Annotated in this window: 15 protein-coding genes and 1 tRNA gene; 8 read left to right on the top strand and 8 right to left on the bottom strand. The window is 66.5% G+C overall.

Annotated elements, in window-relative coordinates; genetic code table 11:
• The first annotated feature begins 1 nt into the window (after position 1).
• The 3 genes from ACTZWT_RS21770 to ACTZWT_RS21760 all read left to right on the top strand — a co-directional run bounded on the left by ACTZWT_RS21770 (position 2) and on the right by ACTZWT_RS21760 (position 4,451).
• A complete protein-coding gene (locus ACTZWT_RS21770; RefSeq protein ID WP_444771769.1) occupies positions 2 to 2,584 on the top strand; it encodes an ABC transporter permease in 2,583 nt (860 codons plus the stop codon).
• A 299-nt stretch (positions 2,585 to 2,883) separates the two neighbouring features.
• Positions 2,884 to 3,675 carry a Bax inhibitor-1/YccA family protein gene (locus ACTZWT_RS21765; protein WP_444771768.1) on the top strand — a complete coding sequence of 264 codons (792 nt, stop codon included), beginning with the start codon at positions 2,884 to 2,886 and terminating at the stop codon, positions 3,673 to 3,675.
• A gap of 245 nt (positions 3,676 to 3,920) precedes the next feature.
• Positions 3,921 to 4,451 (top strand): GNAT family N-acetyltransferase, encoded by a 531-nt coding sequence (locus ACTZWT_RS21760; protein ID WP_444771767.1) that lies wholly within the window; start codon positions 3,921 to 3,923, stop codon positions 4,449 to 4,451.
• Between the two features lie 114 nt (positions 4,452 to 4,565).
• Here the strand turns inward: ACTZWT_RS21760 and ACTZWT_RS21755 are convergent, their stop codons facing one another.
• From ACTZWT_RS21755 to acnA, 3 genes are all read right to left on the bottom strand, one after another.
• On the bottom strand, positions 4,566 to 4,934 hold the full coding sequence (locus ACTZWT_RS21755; RefSeq protein WP_444771766.1) for a DUF2794 domain-containing protein: 369 nt from the start codon (positions 4,932 to 4,934) through the stop codon (positions 4,566 to 4,568).
• Between the two features lie 422 nt (positions 4,935 to 5,356).
• Entirely contained in the window at positions 5,357 to 6,112 is a 756-nt protein-coding gene (locus ACTZWT_RS21750) for a DUF1223 domain-containing protein (RefSeq protein ID WP_444771765.1), read from the bottom strand.
• Between the two features lie 182 nt (positions 6,113 to 6,294).
• Positions 6,295 to 9,012, bottom strand: a complete 2,718-nt coding sequence (acnA, locus tag ACTZWT_RS21745) for an aconitate hydratase AcnA (protein WP_444771914.1) — start codon at positions 9,010 to 9,012, stop codon at positions 6,295 to 6,297.
• A 222-nt stretch (positions 9,013 to 9,234) separates the two neighbouring features.
• Here acnA and ccmA point away from each other — a divergent pair, with 222 nt between their 5' ends.
• Both ccmA and ccmB read left to right on the top strand, forming a co-directional pair.
• Complete coding sequence (gene ccmA, locus ACTZWT_RS21740; RefSeq protein ID WP_444771764.1) at positions 9,235 to 9,837, top strand: heme ABC exporter ATP-binding protein CcmA; 603 nt, start codon at positions 9,235 to 9,237, stop codon at positions 9,835 to 9,837.
• Positions 9,834 to 10,502 (top strand): heme exporter protein CcmB, encoded by a 669-nt coding sequence (gene ccmB, locus ACTZWT_RS21735; RefSeq protein WP_444771763.1) that lies wholly within the window; start codon positions 9,834 to 9,836, stop codon positions 10,500 to 10,502. The genes ccmA and ccmB overlap by 4 nt, the downstream gene beginning before the upstream one ends.
• 61 nt (positions 10,503 to 10,563) lie before the next feature.
• On the opposite strand, the gene ACTZWT_RS21730 is transcribed toward ccmB, so the two are convergent.
• From ACTZWT_RS21730 to trxA, 3 genes are all read right to left on the bottom strand, one after another.
• Positions 10,564 to 10,761, bottom strand: a complete 198-nt coding sequence (locus ACTZWT_RS21730; protein ID WP_444771762.1) for a Trm112 family protein — start codon at positions 10,759 to 10,761, stop codon at positions 10,564 to 10,566.
• Between the two features lie 88 nt (positions 10,762 to 10,849).
• Positions 10,850 to 11,524: an LON peptidase substrate-binding domain-containing protein gene (locus ACTZWT_RS21725; protein WP_444771761.1), complete on the bottom strand. Its 675-nt coding sequence runs from the start codon at positions 11,522 to 11,524 to the stop codon at positions 10,850 to 10,852.
• A gap of 28 nt (positions 11,525 to 11,552) precedes the next feature.
• Entirely contained in the window at positions 11,553 to 12,473 is a 921-nt protein-coding gene (gene trxA, locus ACTZWT_RS21720) for a thioredoxin (protein ID WP_444771760.1), read from the bottom strand.
• A gap of 426 nt (positions 12,474 to 12,899) precedes the next feature.
• On the opposite strand from trxA, the gene ACTZWT_RS21715 reads away from it, so the two are divergent.
• Positions 12,900 to 12,974, top strand: a tRNA-Gly gene (locus ACTZWT_RS21715).
• A gap of 366 nt (positions 12,975 to 13,340) precedes the next feature.
• On the opposite strand, the gene ACTZWT_RS21710 is transcribed toward ACTZWT_RS21715, so the two are convergent.
• Positions 13,341 to 14,123, bottom strand: a complete 783-nt coding sequence (locus ACTZWT_RS21710) for a HAMP domain-containing protein (protein WP_444771759.1) — start codon at positions 14,121 to 14,123, stop codon at positions 13,341 to 13,343.
• Positions 14,124 to 15,030: 907 nt separating this feature from the next.
• Between ACTZWT_RS21710 and ACTZWT_RS21705 the strand changes: the two genes are divergently transcribed.
• A complete protein-coding gene (locus tag ACTZWT_RS21705) occupies positions 15,031 to 15,819 on the top strand; it encodes a cobalamin B12-binding domain-containing protein (RefSeq protein WP_444771758.1) in 789 nt (262 codons plus the stop codon).
• 211 nt (positions 15,820 to 16,030) lie between these two features.
• On the top strand, positions 16,031 to 17,116 hold the full coding sequence (locus tag ACTZWT_RS21700; RefSeq protein WP_444771757.1) for a hypothetical protein: 1,086 nt from the start codon (positions 16,031 to 16,033) through the stop codon (positions 17,114 to 17,116).
• A 16-nt stretch (positions 17,117 to 17,132) separates the two neighbouring features.
• Here ACTZWT_RS21700 and ACTZWT_RS21695 read toward each other — a convergent pair whose 3' ends face one another.
• Positions 17,133 to 18,431, bottom strand: coding sequence for a RuBisCO large subunit C-terminal-like domain-containing protein (locus ACTZWT_RS21695; RefSeq protein WP_444771756.1), 1,299 nt, complete (start codon positions 18,429 to 18,431; stop codon positions 17,133 to 17,135).
• Positions 18,432 to 18,495 lie beyond the last annotated feature (64 nt).

The raw sequence follows: 18,495 nt of genomic DNA, 5'->3' as shown, positions 1-18,495 counted from the left end.
CATGACGCTGGTCGCCGACACTCCGGCCAAATCCGCGCCGCCGTCCCGCGGCTGGTCGTTGCCATTGCGTTATGCGCTGCGCGAGATGCGCGGCGGCCTCAACGGCTTCTACGTCTTCATCGCCTGCATCGCGCTCGGCGTGATGGCGATCGCCGGCGTCGGCTCGGTCGCCGCCAGCCTCGGCGAGGGCCTCGCCCGCGAAGGCCGCACGCTGCTCGGCGGCGACGTCGCGTTCTCGCTGATCCAACGCGAGGCGACGCCCGCAGAGCTCGGCTATCTGCGCGACCGCGCGTCGGTGTCGGTCGCGGCGACGATGCGCGGCATGGCGCGCACCGCCGAAGGCGCCTCGGCGCTGGTCGAGATCAAGGCGGTCGATAGACTCTATCCGATGCTCGGCGAATTGAAGCTCGATCCGCCGCTGCCGCTCGCCGATGTGCTGGCGGAGCGCGACGGCGCGTTCGGCGCCGCCGCCGACGCCGCATTTCTCGCCAGGCTCGATCTGAAGATCGGCGACCGCGTCAGCGTCGGCAGCGCCGCCTTCCAGATCCGCAGCGTGGTCGCCTCCGAGCCGGACAAGCTCGCCGGCAATGTCGGCTTCGGCCCGCGCTTCCTGATCAGCGAGGATGCGCTGCGCGCCACGCAATTGCTCCAGCCCGGCAGCCTGGTGCGCTGGATCTATCGCGTCCGGCTGCCCGACAACCGCGCCGACGACAAAGCCGCGCAGGACTTCGCCGACGCCACCCGCGCGGCGCTGCCGCAGGCCGGCTGGGAAATCCGCAGCCGCGGCAACGCCTCGCCGCAGCTCGAACGCACCATCACCCGTTTCACCCAGTTCCTGACGCTGGTCGGCCTCGCCGCGCTGCTGGTCGGCGGGGTCGGTGTCGCCAACGCGGTGAAGAGCCACATCGATCGCCGCCGCGATGTGATCGCCGCGTTCAAGGCGCTTGGCGCCACCGGCCGCGACGTGTTTTCGATCTATCTGACCCAGGTGCTGGTGCTGGCGACGATCGGCTCGCTGATCGGGCTTGCGCTCGGCGCCGCGCTGCCGTTCCTGATCGTCGGCACCTTCGGCAAGCTGCTGCCGCTACCGGTGGTGGCGGCGCTGCATCCTGAAGAACTGGCGCTGGCGCTGGTCTACGGCCTGCTCACCGCGCTCGCCTTCGGGCTGTGGCCGCTGGCGCAGGTGCGTGACGTGCCGGTGGCGACGCTGTTCCGCGAAGCCGCCACCGCCGAGGCGCATCGGCCCAAATTGCGGCACATCGTCTGGATCGGCGTGGTGATCGCGCTGCTGCTCGCGGTGGTGATCGGGCTCGCTTACGACAAGCGCGTCGCGATCGCCTTCGTGGTCGCCGCGATCCTGATGTTCGCGCTGCTCCGCGGCGTCGCCGCGGGGCTGATGGCGATCGCGCGGCGTCTGCCGCGCTCGCGCATCACCATGCTGCGGCTGGCGATCGCCAACATCCATCGCCCGGGCGCGCTGACGCCGTCGGTGGTGCTGTCGCTCGGCCTCGGCCTCGCGGTGCTGGTCACGATCTCGCAGATCGACGGCAATCTGCGGCGGCAATTTCTCGCCGCGCTGCCCGAAAGGGCGCCGACCTTCTTCTTCATCGACATCCCGTCGAGCGAGACCGAGCAATTCGGCGCCTTCCTGAAAAAGGCAGCGCCGAACGCCACGCTCGAAGAGGTGCCGATGCTGCGCGGCCGAATCGTCGCCGCGCGCGGCGTCCGCGCCGAGGATCTCAAGCCGGGGCAGGACGCCGAATGGGTGCTGCAGAGCGACCGCGGCCTGACCTATGCGGCCGAGATGCCGGCCGGCTCCAAGGTCGTCGAAGGCCATTGGTGGCCCAAGGATTACGACGGCAAACCGCTGGTGTCGTTCGAGAAAAAACTCGCCGACGGACTCGGCCTGAAGATCGGCGACAGTGTCACCGTCAACGTGCTCGGCCGGGAGCTCACCGCGACCATCAGCAATCTGCGCAGCGTCGACTGGCAGAGCCTCGGCATCAATTTCGTGCTGGTGTTCTCGCCGAACACGTTTCGCGGCGCGCCGCACACCCACATTGCCACGCTGACCGAGACCGGCAGCACCGTGGCGAGCGACGCTGCCCTGATCAAGCAGGTCGCGGACAAATTCCCGATGGTGACCAGCGTCCGCGTCCGCGAGGCGCTGGAGACGGTCGGCGGCGTGGTCGCCAATCTGGCGCTGGCGGTGCGCGGCGCCAGTTCGGTGACGCTGATCTCGGCGATCCTGGTGCTGGGCGGCGCGCTCGCCGCGGGCCACCGTCACCGCGTCTATGACGCCGTGATCCTGAAAACGCTCGGCGCCACCCGGGGCCGGCTGATCGGGGCCTTCGCGCTCGAATACATGATGATCGGGCTCGCCACCGCGGTGTTCGGGGTGATCGCGGGATCTGCCGCCGCGTGGCTGATCGTCACACGACTGATGTCGCTGAGCTTCACCTGGCAGGCCGGTTCCGCCGCCGGCGTGGTGGTGGCCGCCCTGGTTGTGACCGTCGGCCTCGGCCTGGTCGGGACCCTGCTGGCGCTGAACCAGAAACCGGCGTCGGTGCTGCGGAATCTGTAGCCCGCCCGCTGGGCGGAACGCCCGCTTCCGGCGCTGAGGTCGGCGCGGCACCACCGCTGCGGGAAACGGACCGCGATTCGACCATCGTCGAAACAGTCCGTTTAACCTGATGCTGCGGAGCGACATTCAGCCGCGCATAAAGCCTTGCCCCGATTGTGTTAGTTTCCCACATACCAGATTGGGTCGGGCGGCGCGCGGATGACCGAAATTTAACGTCTGCCGCGCATCACCGTCCGGGATAATTTCGCGCCGGCCTTCGCCACCCTTCGCGTCGGCCGGACCAACTCAGGATTTCGACCATGTCGGACTTGGACCGTAACTACGCCTCTCCCTTCGGCCGGGCCGCCGGACGCGTCGACAGCGCGGCCGTCGATGCTGGCCTGCGCTCCTATATGCTGCGCATCTACAACTACATGACGATCGGCCTGGCCATCACCGGCCTGGCTGCGCTCGGTGTCTATATGGGCGCCGTGACCCCGGACGCCGCCGGTGCGGCCGGCAAGATCGGCAACACCTACCTGACCACCTTCGGCGTGGCGATGTTCGCCAGCCCGCTGAAATGGGTGTTCATCCTCGCGCCGCTTGCGATGGTGTTCGCGATCTCGTTCGGCATCAACCGGCTGAAGCCGGCGACCGCGCAAATGCTGTTCTGGGCCTTCGCGGCCCTGATGGGCATCTCGCTGTCGTCGATCTTCCTGGTGTATACGCACACCTCGATCGTGCGGGTGTTCTTCATCACCGCGGCCTCGTTCGGTGCGCTGAGCCTCTACGGCTACACCACCAAGCGTGACATGACCGGGATGGGCTCGTTCCTGATCATGGGCCTGTTCGGCGTCATCATCGCCAGCGTGGTCAACCTGTTCGTCGCCTCGTCGATGCTGCAGTTCATCGTCTCGGTGGTCGGCGTGCTGGTGTTCGCGGGCCTCACCGCCTGGGATACGCAGCGGCTGAAGAACGACTACATCTACGGCTACGCCTCGGAAGGCGGCGACGTCGCGGAGCGCGCCGCGATCACCGGCGCCCTGTCGCTGTACCTGAACTTCATCAACCTGTTCACGCTGCTGCTGCAGCTGCTGGGACAGAAAGAGTAAGCCCCTTCACCAGTGGTGAAGTCGAAAGCCCCGGCCTCGCGCCGGGGCTTTTTTGTTGCGCGGGTGAACGACGGGCTGACCAGGATGCGAAGGCAGATGCTCCAACACGGTCGTCATCGCCGGGCTTGCCCGGCGATCCATCCTCTGGAAAGAACCTGTCATGCCGCCTTGCGAAGGGGATGGATACGCGGGTCAAGCCCGCGTATGACGCCGGGATTGGCGATCAGCCACGAGTTGAATTTCGCATGTCCGACATCCTGATCCGCCCGGCCACCGCCACCGACCTGCCCGCCATCACCGCGATCTACGCCGACGCCGTCCGCACCGGCACCGCGACCTTCGAGCTCACTCCGCCCGATCTCGCCGAAATGACCCGGCGGTTCGAGACGCTGACCGGCGGCGGGTTTCCCTATCTGGCAGGGCTGCTCGACGGCCGCCTCGGTGGCTATGCCTATGCGGGGCCGTACCGGCCGCGTCCGGCCTACCGCTTCACCGTGGAGAACTCGGTCTATCTCGACTCGGCGACGCATCGCCGCGGCCTCGGCACCGCGTTGCTGCGCGAGCTGATCGCGCAATGCGAGGCGCGCGGCTTCCGGCAGATGATCGCGGTGATCGGCGATTCCGCCAATGCCGGCTCGATCGGCATGCACCGCAAGACCGGCTTCGAGCTGATCGGCACCCACCCCGCCGTCGGCTTCAAATTCGGCCGCTGGCTCGACACCGTGATGATGCAGCGGGCTTTGGGAGAGGGCCGGGAGACGGCGCCGGAGCCCTGATCCAAGCTTGTCATTCCGGGGCGCGCGAAGCGCGAACCCGGAATCCCGCAGTGTCCGTGCGCGCGTCAGATTCCGGGTTCGCTCACTGCGTGAGCGCCCCGGAATGACCCGCAGTCACACCAGCGCCAGCTTCCTGTCGATCACCAGCAGCACGCGGTCGAGGTCGTGGCCGCGGCGCAGGATCTGGCCGGAGGCCGCGATCACGCTGTAGGCGCCCTGCTTGCGCGCCAGCCGCGGGTCCTTGACGATGCGGTAGATCGGAACTTCGGACGCGCGGCGGAACACCGAGAACACCGCCTGATCCCTGAGAAAATCGATCGCGTAATCGCGCCACTCGCCGTCGGCGACCATCCGGCCGTAGAGGTTGAGGATGCGGTTGAGCTCGAGGCGATTGAACGTCACCCGTCCCTGCAGCGGCGCGGCGCCCTGGCGCTCCGCTGCGCGGCTTTCGCCGGGATCGGCCTCCCCTGAAATCGAGCTCATCGGCGCCTCCTGTCACTGGTGTGACATGATTGCTCCGGGCGCGGCCGGCTGCAAGGGGACCTTAAGCGGCAAGCCGCCCGCCGTCCGCTCAGTGATCGCGGAGAAACATTGCCTCACGCCTTCGTTAAACGAATCTTATTACTGCCCGATTTTCGCCCATCGAACGCCAGGCCGTCCTGCGAGAACATCATCACTGCGTTGGCCCGGTCCTGTCGGTCTCGGATTCCTCAGCCCCCAGCCCCCCGAGGCGGTCGGGATCGGGTCCACGCAGCAGCAAAATCCCCAGCCTAGGCCGACGCAAGTTGGCCTTTTTTGTTTTGGGGAGGTTTTTTTCGGCCAGTCGCGCGCGGAGGATAGCCGCCGCCGCGCCGATCCCACCCCTGCAATCGCCTACCCCCTGCAATCGGTCGAATTGGGCTCGCTCAGTGCAGCGACGTCATCGCCGCGCCCAGCATGGCGCCCGGTCTGTCGCGATTGCCGTCCTGGACATAGACCGCCGCGGCATCGATGCCCTCATGGGCGATGTTTTCCAGCGGTACCGACCAGCTACCCGCCGCACCGGTCCAGTCGCCGACCTTGAGCAGGTTGCGGACGACGTTGTGATAGACGATCTCGCGGCCACGGTTTTCCCCGCGCGAGATCGCGATCGGCACCGCTTTCGACACCGCGCAGATCCAGACCTCGCCGCGCCCGGCGCCGTCGCCGGAGGTCGCCGCCGCGACCGAGACCTTGATCTCCTTGCCGTTGACCGCCAACCGGACCGGCACCGTCATCGTGCCGGGGATCTGGTCGGTGCTCTTGATCGCATGCTCGATGCCGGCGCGGTTGCTGCCGACGAGATGCGCCTGGCCGTTGACGATGACCTGCGGCGTGTACACGTCGCGGTCACCGCGCATCTGCGAATAGGCTTTCTGGCGCGCACTGAAGCGCGAATCCGCCAGCGTGTCCTTCCAGCCGAGATAGTCCCAGTAGTCGATCGGCATGCTCAGCGCGATCACCGACGGATCGCGGGCGAGGTCGCCGATGATCCGGTCGGCAGGCGGGCACGACGAGCAGCCCTGCGACGTGAACAGTTCGACCACCGCGCGCGGATCGGCGGCGCTGGGACGAACCATCGCGATCAGCGCGCACAGACCGAGGGCGCCGGACCATCGCGAAAAGCCATCTACACCGGTCATCATCGCCTTTGCATGGGAGCGGGTGAGCGCCTTAAAACGAAAAGGCGGCCCTTTGCATAGGCCGCCTTCCGTTCACCTGCCACTCACTTCGCAGTGAGGCTTTTGCGCCACGCTTGTGGCCCGCATGCGCCGCATCAGAGCGCTTTCGAGCGAACCTCGTTTCGCGTGAAATCGCGCCGGAGCTAGGCGGCGAGTTTCCGCAGAACGTAGTGCAGAATGCCACCGTTACGATAGTACTCCAGTTCGTCCAGCGTATCGATGCGGCAGAGCAGCGGCACGCGGCGCATTTTGCCGCCGGCCGAAGTGATCTCGGCCTCGAGCATCTGCCGCGGCTTGAGATCGCCCTGCAGGCCCTTGATCGTGACCGTCTCGTCGCCCTTGATGCCGAGCGAGGTCCACGACGTGCCGTCCTCGAAGGTCAGCGGCAGCACGCCCATGCCGACCAGGTTGGAGCGGTGGATACGCTCGAAGCTCTGGCAGATCACGGCGCGCACGCCGAGCAGCCGGGTGCCCTTCGCCGCCCAGTCGCGCGACGAGCCATTGCCGTATTCGGCGCCGGCGAACACCACCAGCGGCACCTGCTCGGCCTGATACTTCATCGCGGCGTCGTAGATCGACATCTGCTCGCCGTCGGGCCAGTGCTTGGTCAGGCCGCCTTCCGGGATGTTGCCGTCGGCGCCTTTCAGCATGAAGTTCTTGATGCGGATGTTGGCGAAGGTGCCGCGCATCATCACTTCGTGATTGCCGCGGCGGGTGCCGTACTGGTTGAAATCGGCCGGGCGCACCTGATGGTCCGACAGATACTTGCCGGCCGGCGACGTCAGCTTGATCGAACCCGCGGGCGAGATGTGGTCGGTGGTGATCTTGTCGCCGAACACCGCCAGGATGCGGGCGTCGACCACGTCGACGATCGGCTCCGGCTGCATCTTCATGCCTTCGAAGTAAGGCGGGTTCTGCACGTAAGTGGAGCTCATGTTCCACTTGTAGGTCTCGGAGTCGACGGTCTTGATCTTGCGCCAGTTGGTATCGCCCTTGAACACGTCGGCATACTTCTTCTTGAAGATCGTCGAGGTGACGTACTTCTTGACGAAGGCGTTGATCTCCTTGGTGGTCGGCCAGATGTCCTTGAGGTACACCGGCTTGCCGTCCTTGCCCGTGCCGATCGGGTCGACCGAGAGATTCTTGGTTACGGTGCCAGCCAGCGCATAGGCGACCACCAGCGGCGGCGAGGCGAGGTAGTTGGCCTGCACGTCCGGCGAGACGCGGCCTTCGAAATTGCGGTTGCCCGACAGCACCGCGGCGGCGACGATGCCGTTGTCGTTGATCGACTTCGAAATCTCCTCCGGCAGCGGGCCGGAATTGCCGATGCAGGTGGTGCAGCCGAAGCCGACCAGATTGAAGCCGACCTTGTCGAGATCCTTCTGCAGCCCCGAATTGGCGAGATATTCGGCGACCACCTGCGAGCCCGGCGCAAGCGAGGTCTTGACCCACGGCGCGGCCTTGAGGCCCTTGGCGGCGGCGTTGCGCGCCAAGAGGCCGGCACCGATCAGCACGCTAGGATTCGAGGTGTTGGTGCAGGAGGTGATGGCGGCGATCACCACGTCGCCATGGCCGAGGTCGAAATTGCGGCCGTCGACCGAATAGCGCACGCCGTCCAGCGCCTTCTTGTACTCGGCGTCCATCGCCGCGGTGAAGCCTTCCGAAACCGCCGGCAGCGCAACGCGGCCCTCGGGACGCTTCGGGCCGGCCAGCGACGGCACCACGTCGGCGAGGTCGAGCTTCAGCGTCACCGTGAACACCGGATCGGGCGACTTCGACGTGCGGAACAGGCCCTGCGCCTTGGCGTATTTCTCGACCAGCGCGACCCGCGCGGAGGCGCGGCCGGAGGTCTTGAGATAGCCGAGGGTTTCAGTGTCGACCGGGAAGAAGCCGCAGGTCGCGCCGTATTCCGGCGCCATGTTGGCGATGGTCGATTTGTCGGCGACCGACAGATGGTCGAGGCCGGGGCCGAAGAACTCGACGAACTTGCCGACCACGCCCTGCTTGCGCAGCATCTGCGTCACGGTCAGCACCAGATCGGTGGCGGTGACGCCCTCTTTCAGCGCGCCGCTCAGCTTGAAGCCGACCACTTCGGGCAGCAGCATCGACAGCGGCTGGCCGAGCATCGCGGCTTCCGCCTCGATGCCGCCGACGCCCCAGCCGAGCACGGCGAGGCCGTTGACCATGGTGGTGTGCGAATCGGTGCCGACCAGCGAATCCGGATAGGCGACTTCGAACGTGCCGGTCTTGCGGCCGATCGTCATCTTCTGCTTCTTGGTCCAGACCGTCTGCGCCAGATATTCGAGATTGACCTGATGGCAGATGCCGGTGCCGGGCGGCACCACGGAGAAGTTCGAGAACGCCTTCTGGCCCCATTTCAGGAACTCGTAGCGCTCCTGGTTCTGCTTGTACTCCTCGGTGACGTTCTTGCCGAACGCCTTGTTGTCACCGAAGAAGTTGACGATCACCGAGTGGTCGATGACGAGGTCGACCGGCACCAGCGGGTTGATCTTCTCCGCATCACCGCCGAGCGCCTGCATGGCGTTGCGCATCGCCGCCAGATCGACCACCGCTGGCACGCCGGTGAAGTCCTGCATCAGCACCCGCGCCGGGCGGAACGCGATCTCGTGTTCCAGCGCCTTCTTGCGCATCCACTTCGCGACCGCCTGGATGTCCGCTTTCTTGACCGTGCGGTCGTCCTCGTTGCGCAGCAGATTTTCCAGCAGCACCTTCATCGAATAAGGCAGCCGGGAGATGCCTTTCAGGCCGTTCTTCTCGGCGGTGGGCAGGCTGTAATAGACGTAGGATTTGCTGCCGACCTTGAGGATCTTCCGGCATTTGAAGCTGTCGAGCGAGGTCATGAAAGGCGGGTCCCAGATTTTCGTTTTTCGATGGGCGGGCGAGCGTTCATGCGGCACCAGGAGAAGCGAGCCGGACGGCTTGCAGGCGCCGATGGTGTACTGCATCAAGTTCCGGCTTATAGAACCTTTCCAGATGCGCCGCCAGTTCGACAACGACTAGCGCCCGCATCGATTGTGAGCAAGACGGTCCCGAGTCCAGGGGGCGGAACAGGCGACGGTGGAATGCGGCTTTCGGGACGCGGACTGAGGTGCATTAGAGGCGACCGCGAGGTGTTCGACGGACTCGATTTCGAGGCCGCGGGCGGCGAGGCGCTGGCGCTGGTCGGCCATAACGGCGCCGGCAAGACGTCGTTGCTGCGGCTGATCGCCGGCCTGCTGATGCCGGCGGCGGGTAGTATCGACTTCGACGGCGGCGAGCCGGACACGCCGGTGGCCGAACAGGCGCACTATCTCGGCCATCGCGACGCGTTGAAACCGTCGCTCAGCGTCGTCGAAAATCTCGCCTTCTGGCGCGAATTTCTCGGCGGCGAACCGACCGATCTGATGGCCGGGATCACGGCCGTGGGCCTCGCGCACGCCGCGGAACTACCGGCCGCCTACCTCTCCGCGGGCCAGCGTCGGCGGCTGTCGATCGCGCGGCTGCTGGTGGTGAAACGGCCGATCTGGCTGCTCGACGAACCGACCTCGGCGCTCGACGTCAGGGGCCAGGCGATGTTCGCTGCGCTGATGACCGATCACCTCGCCGGCGGCGGCCTGATCGTCGCCGCGACCCACAGCCCGCTCGGCATCCAGACGCGCGAGTTGCGGATCGGGGTGGCGGCGTGAGTGCGCTCGGCGCCATCATTCGCCGCGACGTCCAGATCGCGCTGCGGGTCGGCGGCGGGGCGCTGATCGGGGTGCTGTTCTTCCTCACCGTGGTGGTGCTGATGCCGTTCGCGGTCGGCCCCGACCTCAATCTGCTTCAGCGATTGGGGCCTGCGATCCTGTGGCTCGGCGCGCTGCTGGCGAGCCTGTTGACGCTCGACCGGCTGTTCACTGCCGATGCCGAGGACGGCTCGCTCGATTTGATCGTGATGAGCCGCACGCCGCTGGAACTGACCTGCGCCGCCAAGGCCCTGGCGCACTGGCTCGCCGCCGGCCTGCCGCTGATCGTCGCGACCCCGGTGCTCGGCCTGCTGCTCAACCTCGACGGCATGGCCTCGCTCGCGGTGATGGCGACGCTGCTCGCCGGCACGCCGGCCCTGACTTTCACCGGCATGATCGGCGCCGCGCTGGCGGTGACGCTGCGTCGCGGCGGGCTGCTGATGGCGGTGCTGGTGCTGCCGCTGGCGATCCCGGTGCTGATCTTCGGCGTCGCGGCCTCTCAGGCGGCAATCGTCGGCCCGGTGCCGTTCGGCACCCCGTTCTCGATCCTGTGCGCGCTGTCGCTGGCGAGCCTGGTGATCGGCCCGTTTGCCGCCGCCGCCAGCCTGCGGCACGGGCTCGACTGAACGCCGCCAACGCGTGCGGAGCACAGTGCAACAGCCGTGACAGCCACGGTCGAACGCGGCCTCACCCCAGCTTGCGGGCTTCTTCCGGCAGCATGATCGGGATGCCGTCGCGGATCGGATAGGCGAGCTTGGCGCTGCGCGAAATCAGCTCCTGCCGCGCCGCGTCGAATTCCAGCGGGCCTTTGGTGACCGGGCAGACCAGGATTTCGAGCAGCTTGCTGTCGACCGTGGTCTCGGGGCGCTCGGCGGATGTCGTCATGTTACGCAGACCGGATGTGTGAGGTTGCGGAGAGTGGAACTGGAAGTCGGGTCCGCCGTCAACGCGGCGGCGCAAATCGTGCCGGCGCTCACTGCAGCGGCGGATCGCCGCTGGTGCGCTTCTTGGCCAGATCCATCTCGGTGACGGCAATCAGGATCTCGGCGCGGGTCTTGAGGTCGGGCGCTTCCAGCATCGCCTGCTTCTCCGGCGCGCCGTAGGGCGACATCATCGCCAGCGCGTTGACCAGCGCCTCGTTCGGCGCGCTCTCGACGCCGTCCCAGTCGACCTTGAGATTGTTGGCTTTGAGGAAGGCGGTCAGCACCGTCAGCAGCGACTCGCGATCGACCTCGTCCTCGCCCTTGCGCGCGGTGAAATCGTCGACATAGGGGAAGTAATCGACCTTGCACTGCCGGTACGGCGTCTTGACCTGCAATTCCTCGACCACCTTGAAGCGCGACACGCCGGTGAGTTCGAGGATGTAGCGGCCGTCGCCGGATTCGGCCAGCTGGGTGATTCGTCCGACGCAGCCGACCTGAAACAGCTTCGGCGTCTCGCCGTCTTCCGAATGCGTCGCGTCGGGCTGGATCATCCCGATCACCCGGTGGCCGTCGCGCAGCGAATCGTCGACCATCGCCAGATAGCGCGGCTCGAAGATGTTGAGCGGCATCTGGCCGCGCGGCAGCAAAAGCGCGCCCGGCAGCGGAAACACCGGAATCACCTCGGGAAGGTCGGCGGGACCGCGATAATCGGCATTGATCGGCATCGGCGAATCCCGCAGTTCGAGAGCGACTTCAAGAGAACAGAATCGTCGAGAGCCGCTTGCGTCCCTCGACCGTGGCGTCGTCGACCGGACCCCAGGCCTCGAACAGCTGCACCAGCTGCTTGCGGGCGCCGTCCTCGTTCCATTTGCGATCGCGCCTGACGATCTCCAGCAGATGCGTGGTGGCCTCGTCGCGTCGGCCGGCGGCGTTGAGCGCCGTGGCGAGATCGAACCGCGCCTGATGGTCGAGCGGATCGGCGGCGACCTTCTGCTCCAGCTCGGCGATCGGCCCGACCTGCTCGGCCTGCTCGGCGAGATCGATCATCGCCTGCACTGCCTTGACGGCGGCGTCCTCGCGGCGGTTTTCCGGAACCTGTTCGAGAATCTTCTTGGCCTCGTCGGCCGCGCCGGACTGCATGTAACAGCGCGCCAGCCCGGCGATCGCCTCGACATTGGTGGCGTCGGCGCGGAGCACTTCGGCATAGATCGCGATCGCCGTCGAAGGGTCGCCCTCCGCCAGCACGGCTTCGGCTTCCTGCAGCAGTTCCGCGGCGGTCGGCGCGCCGCCCGGGACGCCTGCGGTCAGCTTCTCGATGAAGGCTGTGACCTGGCTTTCCGGCACCGCGCCCATGAAGCCGTCGGCCGGTCGGCCGTCGACGAAGGCGATCACAGCGGGGATCGACTGGATGCCCATCTGGCCCGGGATCGACGGATGCTCGTCGATGTTCATCTTGACCAGCTTGACCTTGCCGCCGGCGGCATTGACCGCCTTTTCCAGCATCGGCGTGAGCTGGCGGCACGGGCCGCACCACGGCGCCCAGAAGTCGATCAGCACCGGCTGTCGTTTTGACTCCTCGATCACATCCTGGACGAAGGTCTGCGTCGTGGTGTCCTTGATCAGATCGGGCGCAGCCTTGGGGGGCGCACCGCTGCCCTGCTCGATGATTGTCACGTGATCCTCGCCTGATGTCCGAAAGAGCGCCGTTCTAGCGCAGGATGACGCATCTTCGAATCGTCATCCTGCTCTGGATTCTGATTTCAGCATGACCTTCTCCGGAAACCGGCATCCAGTTTTCGGGATCATGCTCTAGCATGCCCTGTAAATGGCGCGCGACGTTTCGTTTTCAACCGGAACCCGATGCAAAGCGGGTGTCCCGTCCCGGGACTTTATCGCCCGGCGGACCGATTCGATGGCCGGCGCCCGCGGCGGGCCGTGCATTGCCGCGATCAGCTGAACCTTGCCGCGATGAGAGGAAGGCGTTTTGCCACCCCCCTGCAAAAGGGGCGCATCGAAGCCGCCAAGGGCTGTTGCATTCGCCTGCGGCATTTGGCATAGGACTGCGCACGGTCGCGGCGCAAGCTTCGGCGTTTCTCGGATGCGGGTGTAGCTCAGGGGTAGAGCACAACCTTGCCAAGGTTGGGGTCGAGGGTTCGAATCCCTTCGCCCGCTCCAGAAACTCAACGGTCCGGCCTCGAGCCATAGGCGATGGATCGGACCTAAGACATGGATTGCAATCTCGTGCCGAACGGATTGCCGATGGGCTGCAGGTCTTTGCTCCAGATCAATCTACCCAGACCAACACCCCGGACCATCGTGCGTGAAGCTGACGGGAAGATGCCGTCGTCGACTCCTTGAGTGCGAGTTCCTGACCGGCGAGCCGGGCGAGCCGTCGATCTCCTCCCCTGTGAAATAGCGCGGCGCGCGAACCAGCCGTCGCGCAAACAAAAGCCCGCGACGAGCGCGGGCTTTCGATCCTGATTCGAGATGTGGTCGCCCGGCGCCCCCTCCGGCCGAAGGAGGCGCGCGATGGGCGCCGCGTCAGGCGCGTTTCGGGACGCCAAGGCCGTTATGCACCCATTCGCTCCACGATCGCGACAGCGTCTCGCCGATGGTCCGGCCGTCGGTGACCAGCATCTCGCGGGCGTTGCGCGCCGCCGATTTCAGGTCGCCCCACATTTCCTTGAGATTCTCCAGCACCGAACTGGCGCCGCCGACCACCTTCTGGGTCTTGAGCTTGGCGAGCTCGATCAACGATTCCTGGATCTTGGCGATCGAGCGCGCAATCCGGCCGATTTCATCGGAGCGGCTGAGCGCGTGGATGCGGATGTTGGTTTCGCCGCTGGCGAGCTTCTCGACGTCCTTCTCGAGTTCGCCGAGCGGGGCGAGCAGACCGCGGGAGATCCGGGTGCCGATCAGGCCGACCACCGCGAAGACCACGATTCCGGCGAGCAGCAGCATGGTGTTGGCGGCGCTCATGGCGTAATTCGCGGCCGGCGCCGTGACGGTCTCGGCGGCCTGCACCAGGAGGCCCTGCCCCTCATAGGACGCCGGCATCACCACCGCCCCGGAGTCCTGCTGCATCACCAGCATGCCGACGATGCTGCCATCCGCCGCCCGGACTGGCGACAGCGTTGCCCCCCCATGTCCGATCAGCCGGTCCAGCGAGGCCACGCTGGCGTGCTGCTTGGCCTGATCGGTGGTGACCTTGTGGAGCACCAGCTGACTGACGCCGCCGATGGCGAGCGCCACGACGAATGTAATTCCCAACACCAGAATCGAGATCTTTTGCGCGAGGTTCCGATTTGAAAGGTCGAACTGCATCTTATTTCTCCAGCTTTCTTCAATTAGGGGCGGCTTGCCCCCTAAGGTGAACAGCGTGATCAACGCTTTACTGATTAAGGTTAACGAAACCTCTAGATTCGGCGAAATCGGTCACTCCGGTCACGCCAAGACGCCCTCACGCTGGAACGGTGAACGAGCGCTGGTAACCAGGCACTCGTTCTTCAGAATCGCGAATCACCTGTGAGTCAAAAACAAGTCTAACCCTTTGTTTAAACTTGATAGTTGCTCAGCCTAGATGGACTCGTCGATTCAGTTTTGCGCTGATTCGCACAGCTGTAAATATACGTAGAGGATAACCGTATCGATTGATTCAGAACAAAGACGTAAGCGCGCTTCAGTCTTTGCCAACTAACTGCCGGACGATACCTTCGCGAGTAGCTTCGCCACAATGCTCGATGCAGGTTTCCGCCTGCAAGACTAGGCGCGGTGCGGAGCTAACTGAGAATCGCCGGCCTCAACCCTGTCCAACAGATACCACGAATCGGGATTCGGCAGAACATCCGTATTAGTTCGTTGGTGGTCGGGTCGGCTCCGGGATCGGGGACCCATTCCCTTGCGGTCCTCCTGCGGCGCGAGCGGTATCCAAGTCCGACATCAGCGATCGGCGCTCGACAGCCATCGCGACGCTATGCCGCTGTGTAGCGCGCGGCGAGCCCGCTGGCGCGAGCTCTGGCTCGCTTCCGCGCCAGTCACCCGTTTTGATCCAGAGCAAAGACGAGTTGTCGATTCCGGGGCTGTCTTTGCGATGCGGCAACGGCGCTGCCGGCTTGGTCCGGGCCCGTGACCGCACGAGGAAACCCCGATCTGCTTCCCCTCGGCAGCCTCGCTGGGTCGCGACATTTACCAATTCCGGATGGTCCGAGGGCAACCAGATCGAGTGCGTGCCGTGCATCCAGAAAGCATTGTCTCGACGGTCATCCCGCACCTTCTCGTCAAGCACGCCGCCGCCCCGGCGCGGATCCGCGCCGCGAAAGACCCGGCGGACGCCCGCGCCGACGAACTGGCCCGGCTGCTGATCGCGCCCAATCTCGCCGATGCGTTCGACCTGATCGAACGTTCGCTGACGCGCGCGGCGTCGCCGACCGCCTTGTTCACCGGGCTGTTCGAGCCGACCGCGCGCAAGCTCGGCGATCTGTGGAGCGAGGATGCCTGCAGCGAATTCGAGGTGGCGATCGGCTTGTGCCATCTGCAGACCGCGATGCGCCGCATCAGCTTCGATCTGCTGTCGGCGCCGCTGACGCGTTCGCAGCCGCGCACGGTGCTGGTGATTTCGCAGCCGGGCGAGCCGCATTCGTTCTGCGCCGCGCTGCATTCCGAACTGCTGCGCCAGGCCGGTTGGAACACGGTCGGTGAGTTTCCCGACAACGAAAAGGCGCTCACCGATCTGGTCGCCAATGGCTGGTTCGATGCGGTCAATCTGTCGCTCAGCCCGGCGCTGCGCCGCGAGCACTGGCTGCCCCGCGTCGCCGAGACCATCCGCAAGATCCGCCGCGCCTCGCGCAATCCGGCGCTCGCCGTCGTCGCCAGCGGCCGCGTCTTCGCCGAACGTGCCGATGCCTGTGCGCTGGTCGGCGCCGACGCCGCGACCGTCTCCTCGGTCCAGATCGAGCGCTGCCTGATGCGCTCGCTGCTCAACCGCACGGCGCGCCCGGCGGCGAACTTCGCCTGGATCTGAATCCGGAACCCGCTCGCTCCGGTCTCAGCCGTGAGCACGACGCCGCGCGGCGAGGCGGTCGCATCGCGCGGTGCGGCCTTGGCGCGCAGGTGGGCGCAAGGGCGCGATTTCCCCGGGACATCGCCGTATTGCTATCTCGCGCGATGCGGCGCCGCCCACCATAGTTCGCATTTGGTGTCTATGGGATTCGCGAGCCACTGAGGGGCAGGTCATGCAGTCCGAAGCAAAATCCTATCCGTTCGATCATCTGCCGGCGATCGACTACGACGCCCATCCGGCCTATGGCCGCGTGATGTCGATGCCGATGCTCGGCGCGAGGCTGAAGGCGATCAGCTATTTCAGCTACGGTTTCCTGCTGGCCTCGGCGCAGCGCCTGATCGACATCGAGCACCTGCCGCGCCCGGCCGAAGCCGGCAAGCCGTTCGTCGCGGTGCTGCGCAGCCTGCCGACCGCGCTGCGGCTGATCCTGCTGCAGCGGCTGTCGCGCTTCACCGCCGGCCAGGCCTATGCGCCGAAGACCGAGCGCGGCACCGCCGTGTTCGTGCCGCTGCAGGGCGATGGCTTCGCCGTCACCCGCCTCGGCACCGATGCGGTCGCGCAGATCCGCACGCTGCTCGCGCCGCAACTCGCGGCGCTGGAGCAGCGCGCAATGCCGGCCGGCGATCCCGCGGGCAGCCGGGTCCGGATCGATCCGGCGGCGGCGCCCGACCTGTATCGCTGGTTCAACCAGACCGCCGCCGATCTCGGCCTGACCGAAGCCGCGAGCGCCTATCTGAAGCGCCCGGTCGGCGTCGGCGCCATCGCCGCGGAGGTCGTCGACGCGCCGGGCGCGCCGGCCGCAAGCCCGTTCGCCGATGTCAGCGTCGATGCCTCGCCCTGCGACGGCTTCAGCGTCGACCCCGGCACCAACGTGCTGAAGCTGGTGATCTATCTCGGCGATATCGGCGCCGCCAACGGCCCGCTGACCTATGTGGCCGGCAGCAACCGGGCCGCGAAGCGGTTCGGGGACGGCCTGATCCGCCGCGCCAACGACCTCGCCGGCCTGTCCTCGACGCTGCAGAGCTGGCGCGAGACGTTCTATGCGCTGCCCGCCGGCCTGCAGCGCAAGGCCTCGTTCGGCGCCGACCTGGTCGCCGACAGCAATTTCGCCGCGGCGATCGAGGCCAACCAGGTCGCGGTGACCAGCAGCGATGGCAACGCCGTGCTGTACGACCCCGCCGGCATCCACCGCGACGCCGCCCCGACGCAGGGCCGTCGCACCGCCGTCATCGTCACCTTCACCGAACTGCCGCGCTGAGCGCGAGCGGCCGCGATCAGCGGCCGCCGAACGCCTGCAACGCCGCCGCCAGTTCCGGATGACTCGCGGCGTGCTCGCCGACCGGGATGCCGGCGGCGATCGCGTCCCACGCCTGTCGGAGACTGGCGGCGCCCGCCGCCGGTCCCATCGGGTGGCCGAACACGCCGCGGCCCGGCACGAAGCCGAAATCGACGCTGCCGACCTTGCGATACACGCCCTCCAGCGTCGCGGCGGAATCGCTGCCGCCCGGCACCGGCAGGCACGGCTTGATCGGCCCCATCGGCTCGAGGCAGGCGCGCACGCAGTCCATCACCTCATGCTCCGGCGTCATCATCCGCGGCCCGAAGCCCGGCATGATCACCACGTCGAAACCGGCGAGGCGCTGCAGCCGCGTCATCACCCGCGAATGAATGCCGTAATTGGCGAGCCGGCTGAACGCGGCGATGAACGGGAAATGCGCGATCAGCGGCACCGTGGCATGCCGGCGCAGCATCCGCACCGCCGACAGGCCGACCGGCATCGCGTTGATCAGCAGCGCGCCGGCGCCGTTCGCCACCGCGACATCATGCAGCTCGATCAGCCGGTCCACTTCGTCGGTGATATTGGCGAGGTAGATCTTCGGCACGCCGGTCTCGGCCGCGGCCTTCCGGCAGGCGTCGCCGAGCAGCGCCGCACGCTCGGTGAGCGGACACCAGTCGACATCCGCCAGCATCTCGTCGTCCTTGGCGATATCGAGGCCGCCGAGCCAGCTCTGGTAACCGAGTTCGGCGAACGGCTCCGCCGGCAGGCCGATATTCGGCTTGATCACGCCGAAGAAGATCGGCCGATCGAACGCCTGCAGCCGCTCGCGCAATCCGGCGATGCCGAAGCGCGGGCCCTCGAATGCGGCGAGATAGGACTCGGGAAACCGGATGTCCTGCAGCCGGATCAGCGGAATGCCGGGCGAGAAGAACACGCCCTCACCGCACACCGCCGACAGCAAATTGGGAATCTTCGGCCCGAAATTGCGATGCGGATGCGCGATCGTCACCCGGCAGGCGTGAACCGGCCCGCGCGCCGCGCACTCGACCGGCGTGCTGAAGCCCGATGGCCGCGGCTCGGCGGACAGCTCCAGCACCTTGGCGGCGAATCGCGGCCGGAAATCCTCGTCGATTCCGACCCGGCGCCATTGCGCGGTGGATTGCTCGCTGCACAGATGCGCCGCCGCCTCGCGCGGATCGCCGGCGCATTCAAAGTCGAAATCGAGTTCGATGTAGTCGTCGGGGTCGAGCTCCGCGCGCGTCGCGTAGAAGCCCGCAATGTCGTCCGGCGTCATGGGGTTGTCCGCTCCAGATACCAAGCCGTCATACGCGGGCCCGACCCGCGGTTCCATCGCAAAG

The organism is Rhodopseudomonas sp. NSM, assembly GCF_052445935.1.
GTDB lineage: Bacteria > Pseudomonadota > Alphaproteobacteria > Rhizobiales > Xanthobacteraceae > Rhodopseudomonas.
The sequence above is the reverse complement of the archived record's forward strand: the minus strand, read 5'-3'. Positions and strand labels throughout refer to the sequence as shown.

Excerpts from the sequence above, each read along its gene's own strand:
- acnA (WP_444771914.1), bottom strand. The coding sequence starts at position 9,012 with ATGACCTCGCTCGACAGCTTCAAATGCCGGAAGATCCTCAAGGTCGGC.
- ccmA (WP_444771764.1), top strand. The coding sequence starts at position 9,235 with ATGCGGCTTTCGGGACGCGGACTGAGGTGCATTAGAGGCGACCGCGAG.
- ACTZWT_RS21725 (WP_444771761.1), bottom strand. The coding sequence starts at position 11,524 with ATGCCGATCAATGCCGATTATCGCGGTCCCGCCGACCTTCCCGAGGTG.
- ACTZWT_RS21695 (WP_444771756.1), bottom strand. The coding sequence starts at position 18,431 with ATGACGCCGGACGACATTGCGGGCTTCTACGCGACGCGCGCGGAGCTC.
- ACTZWT_RS21760 (WP_444771767.1), top strand. The coding sequence starts at position 3,921 with ATGTCCGACATCCTGATCCGCCCGGCCACCGCCACCGACCTGCCCGCC.
- ACTZWT_RS21755 (WP_444771766.1), bottom strand. The coding sequence starts at position 4,934 with ATGAGCTCGATTTCAGGGGAGGCCGATCCCGGCGAAAGCCGCGCAGCG.
- ACTZWT_RS21730 (WP_444771762.1), bottom strand. The coding sequence starts at position 10,761 with ATGACGACATCCGCCGAGCGCCCCGAGACCACGGTCGACAGCAAGCTG.
- ACTZWT_RS21750 (WP_444771765.1), bottom strand. The coding sequence starts at position 6,112 with ATGACCGGTGTAGATGGCTTTTCGCGATGGTCCGGCGCCCTCGGTCTG.
- ACTZWT_RS21710 (WP_444771759.1), bottom strand. The coding sequence starts at position 14,123 with ATGCAGTTCGACCTTTCAAATCGGAACCTCGCGCAAAAGATCTCGATT.
- ACTZWT_RS21765 (WP_444771768.1), top strand. The coding sequence starts at position 2,884 with ATGTCGGACTTGGACCGTAACTACGCCTCTCCCTTCGGCCGGGCCGCC.
- ACTZWT_RS21700 (WP_444771757.1), top strand. The coding sequence starts at position 16,031 with ATGCAGTCCGAAGCAAAATCCTATCCGTTCGATCATCTGCCGGCGATC.
- ACTZWT_RS21770 (WP_444771769.1), top strand. The coding sequence starts at position 2 with ATGACGCTGGTCGCCGACACTCCGGCCAAATCCGCGCCGCCGTCCCGC.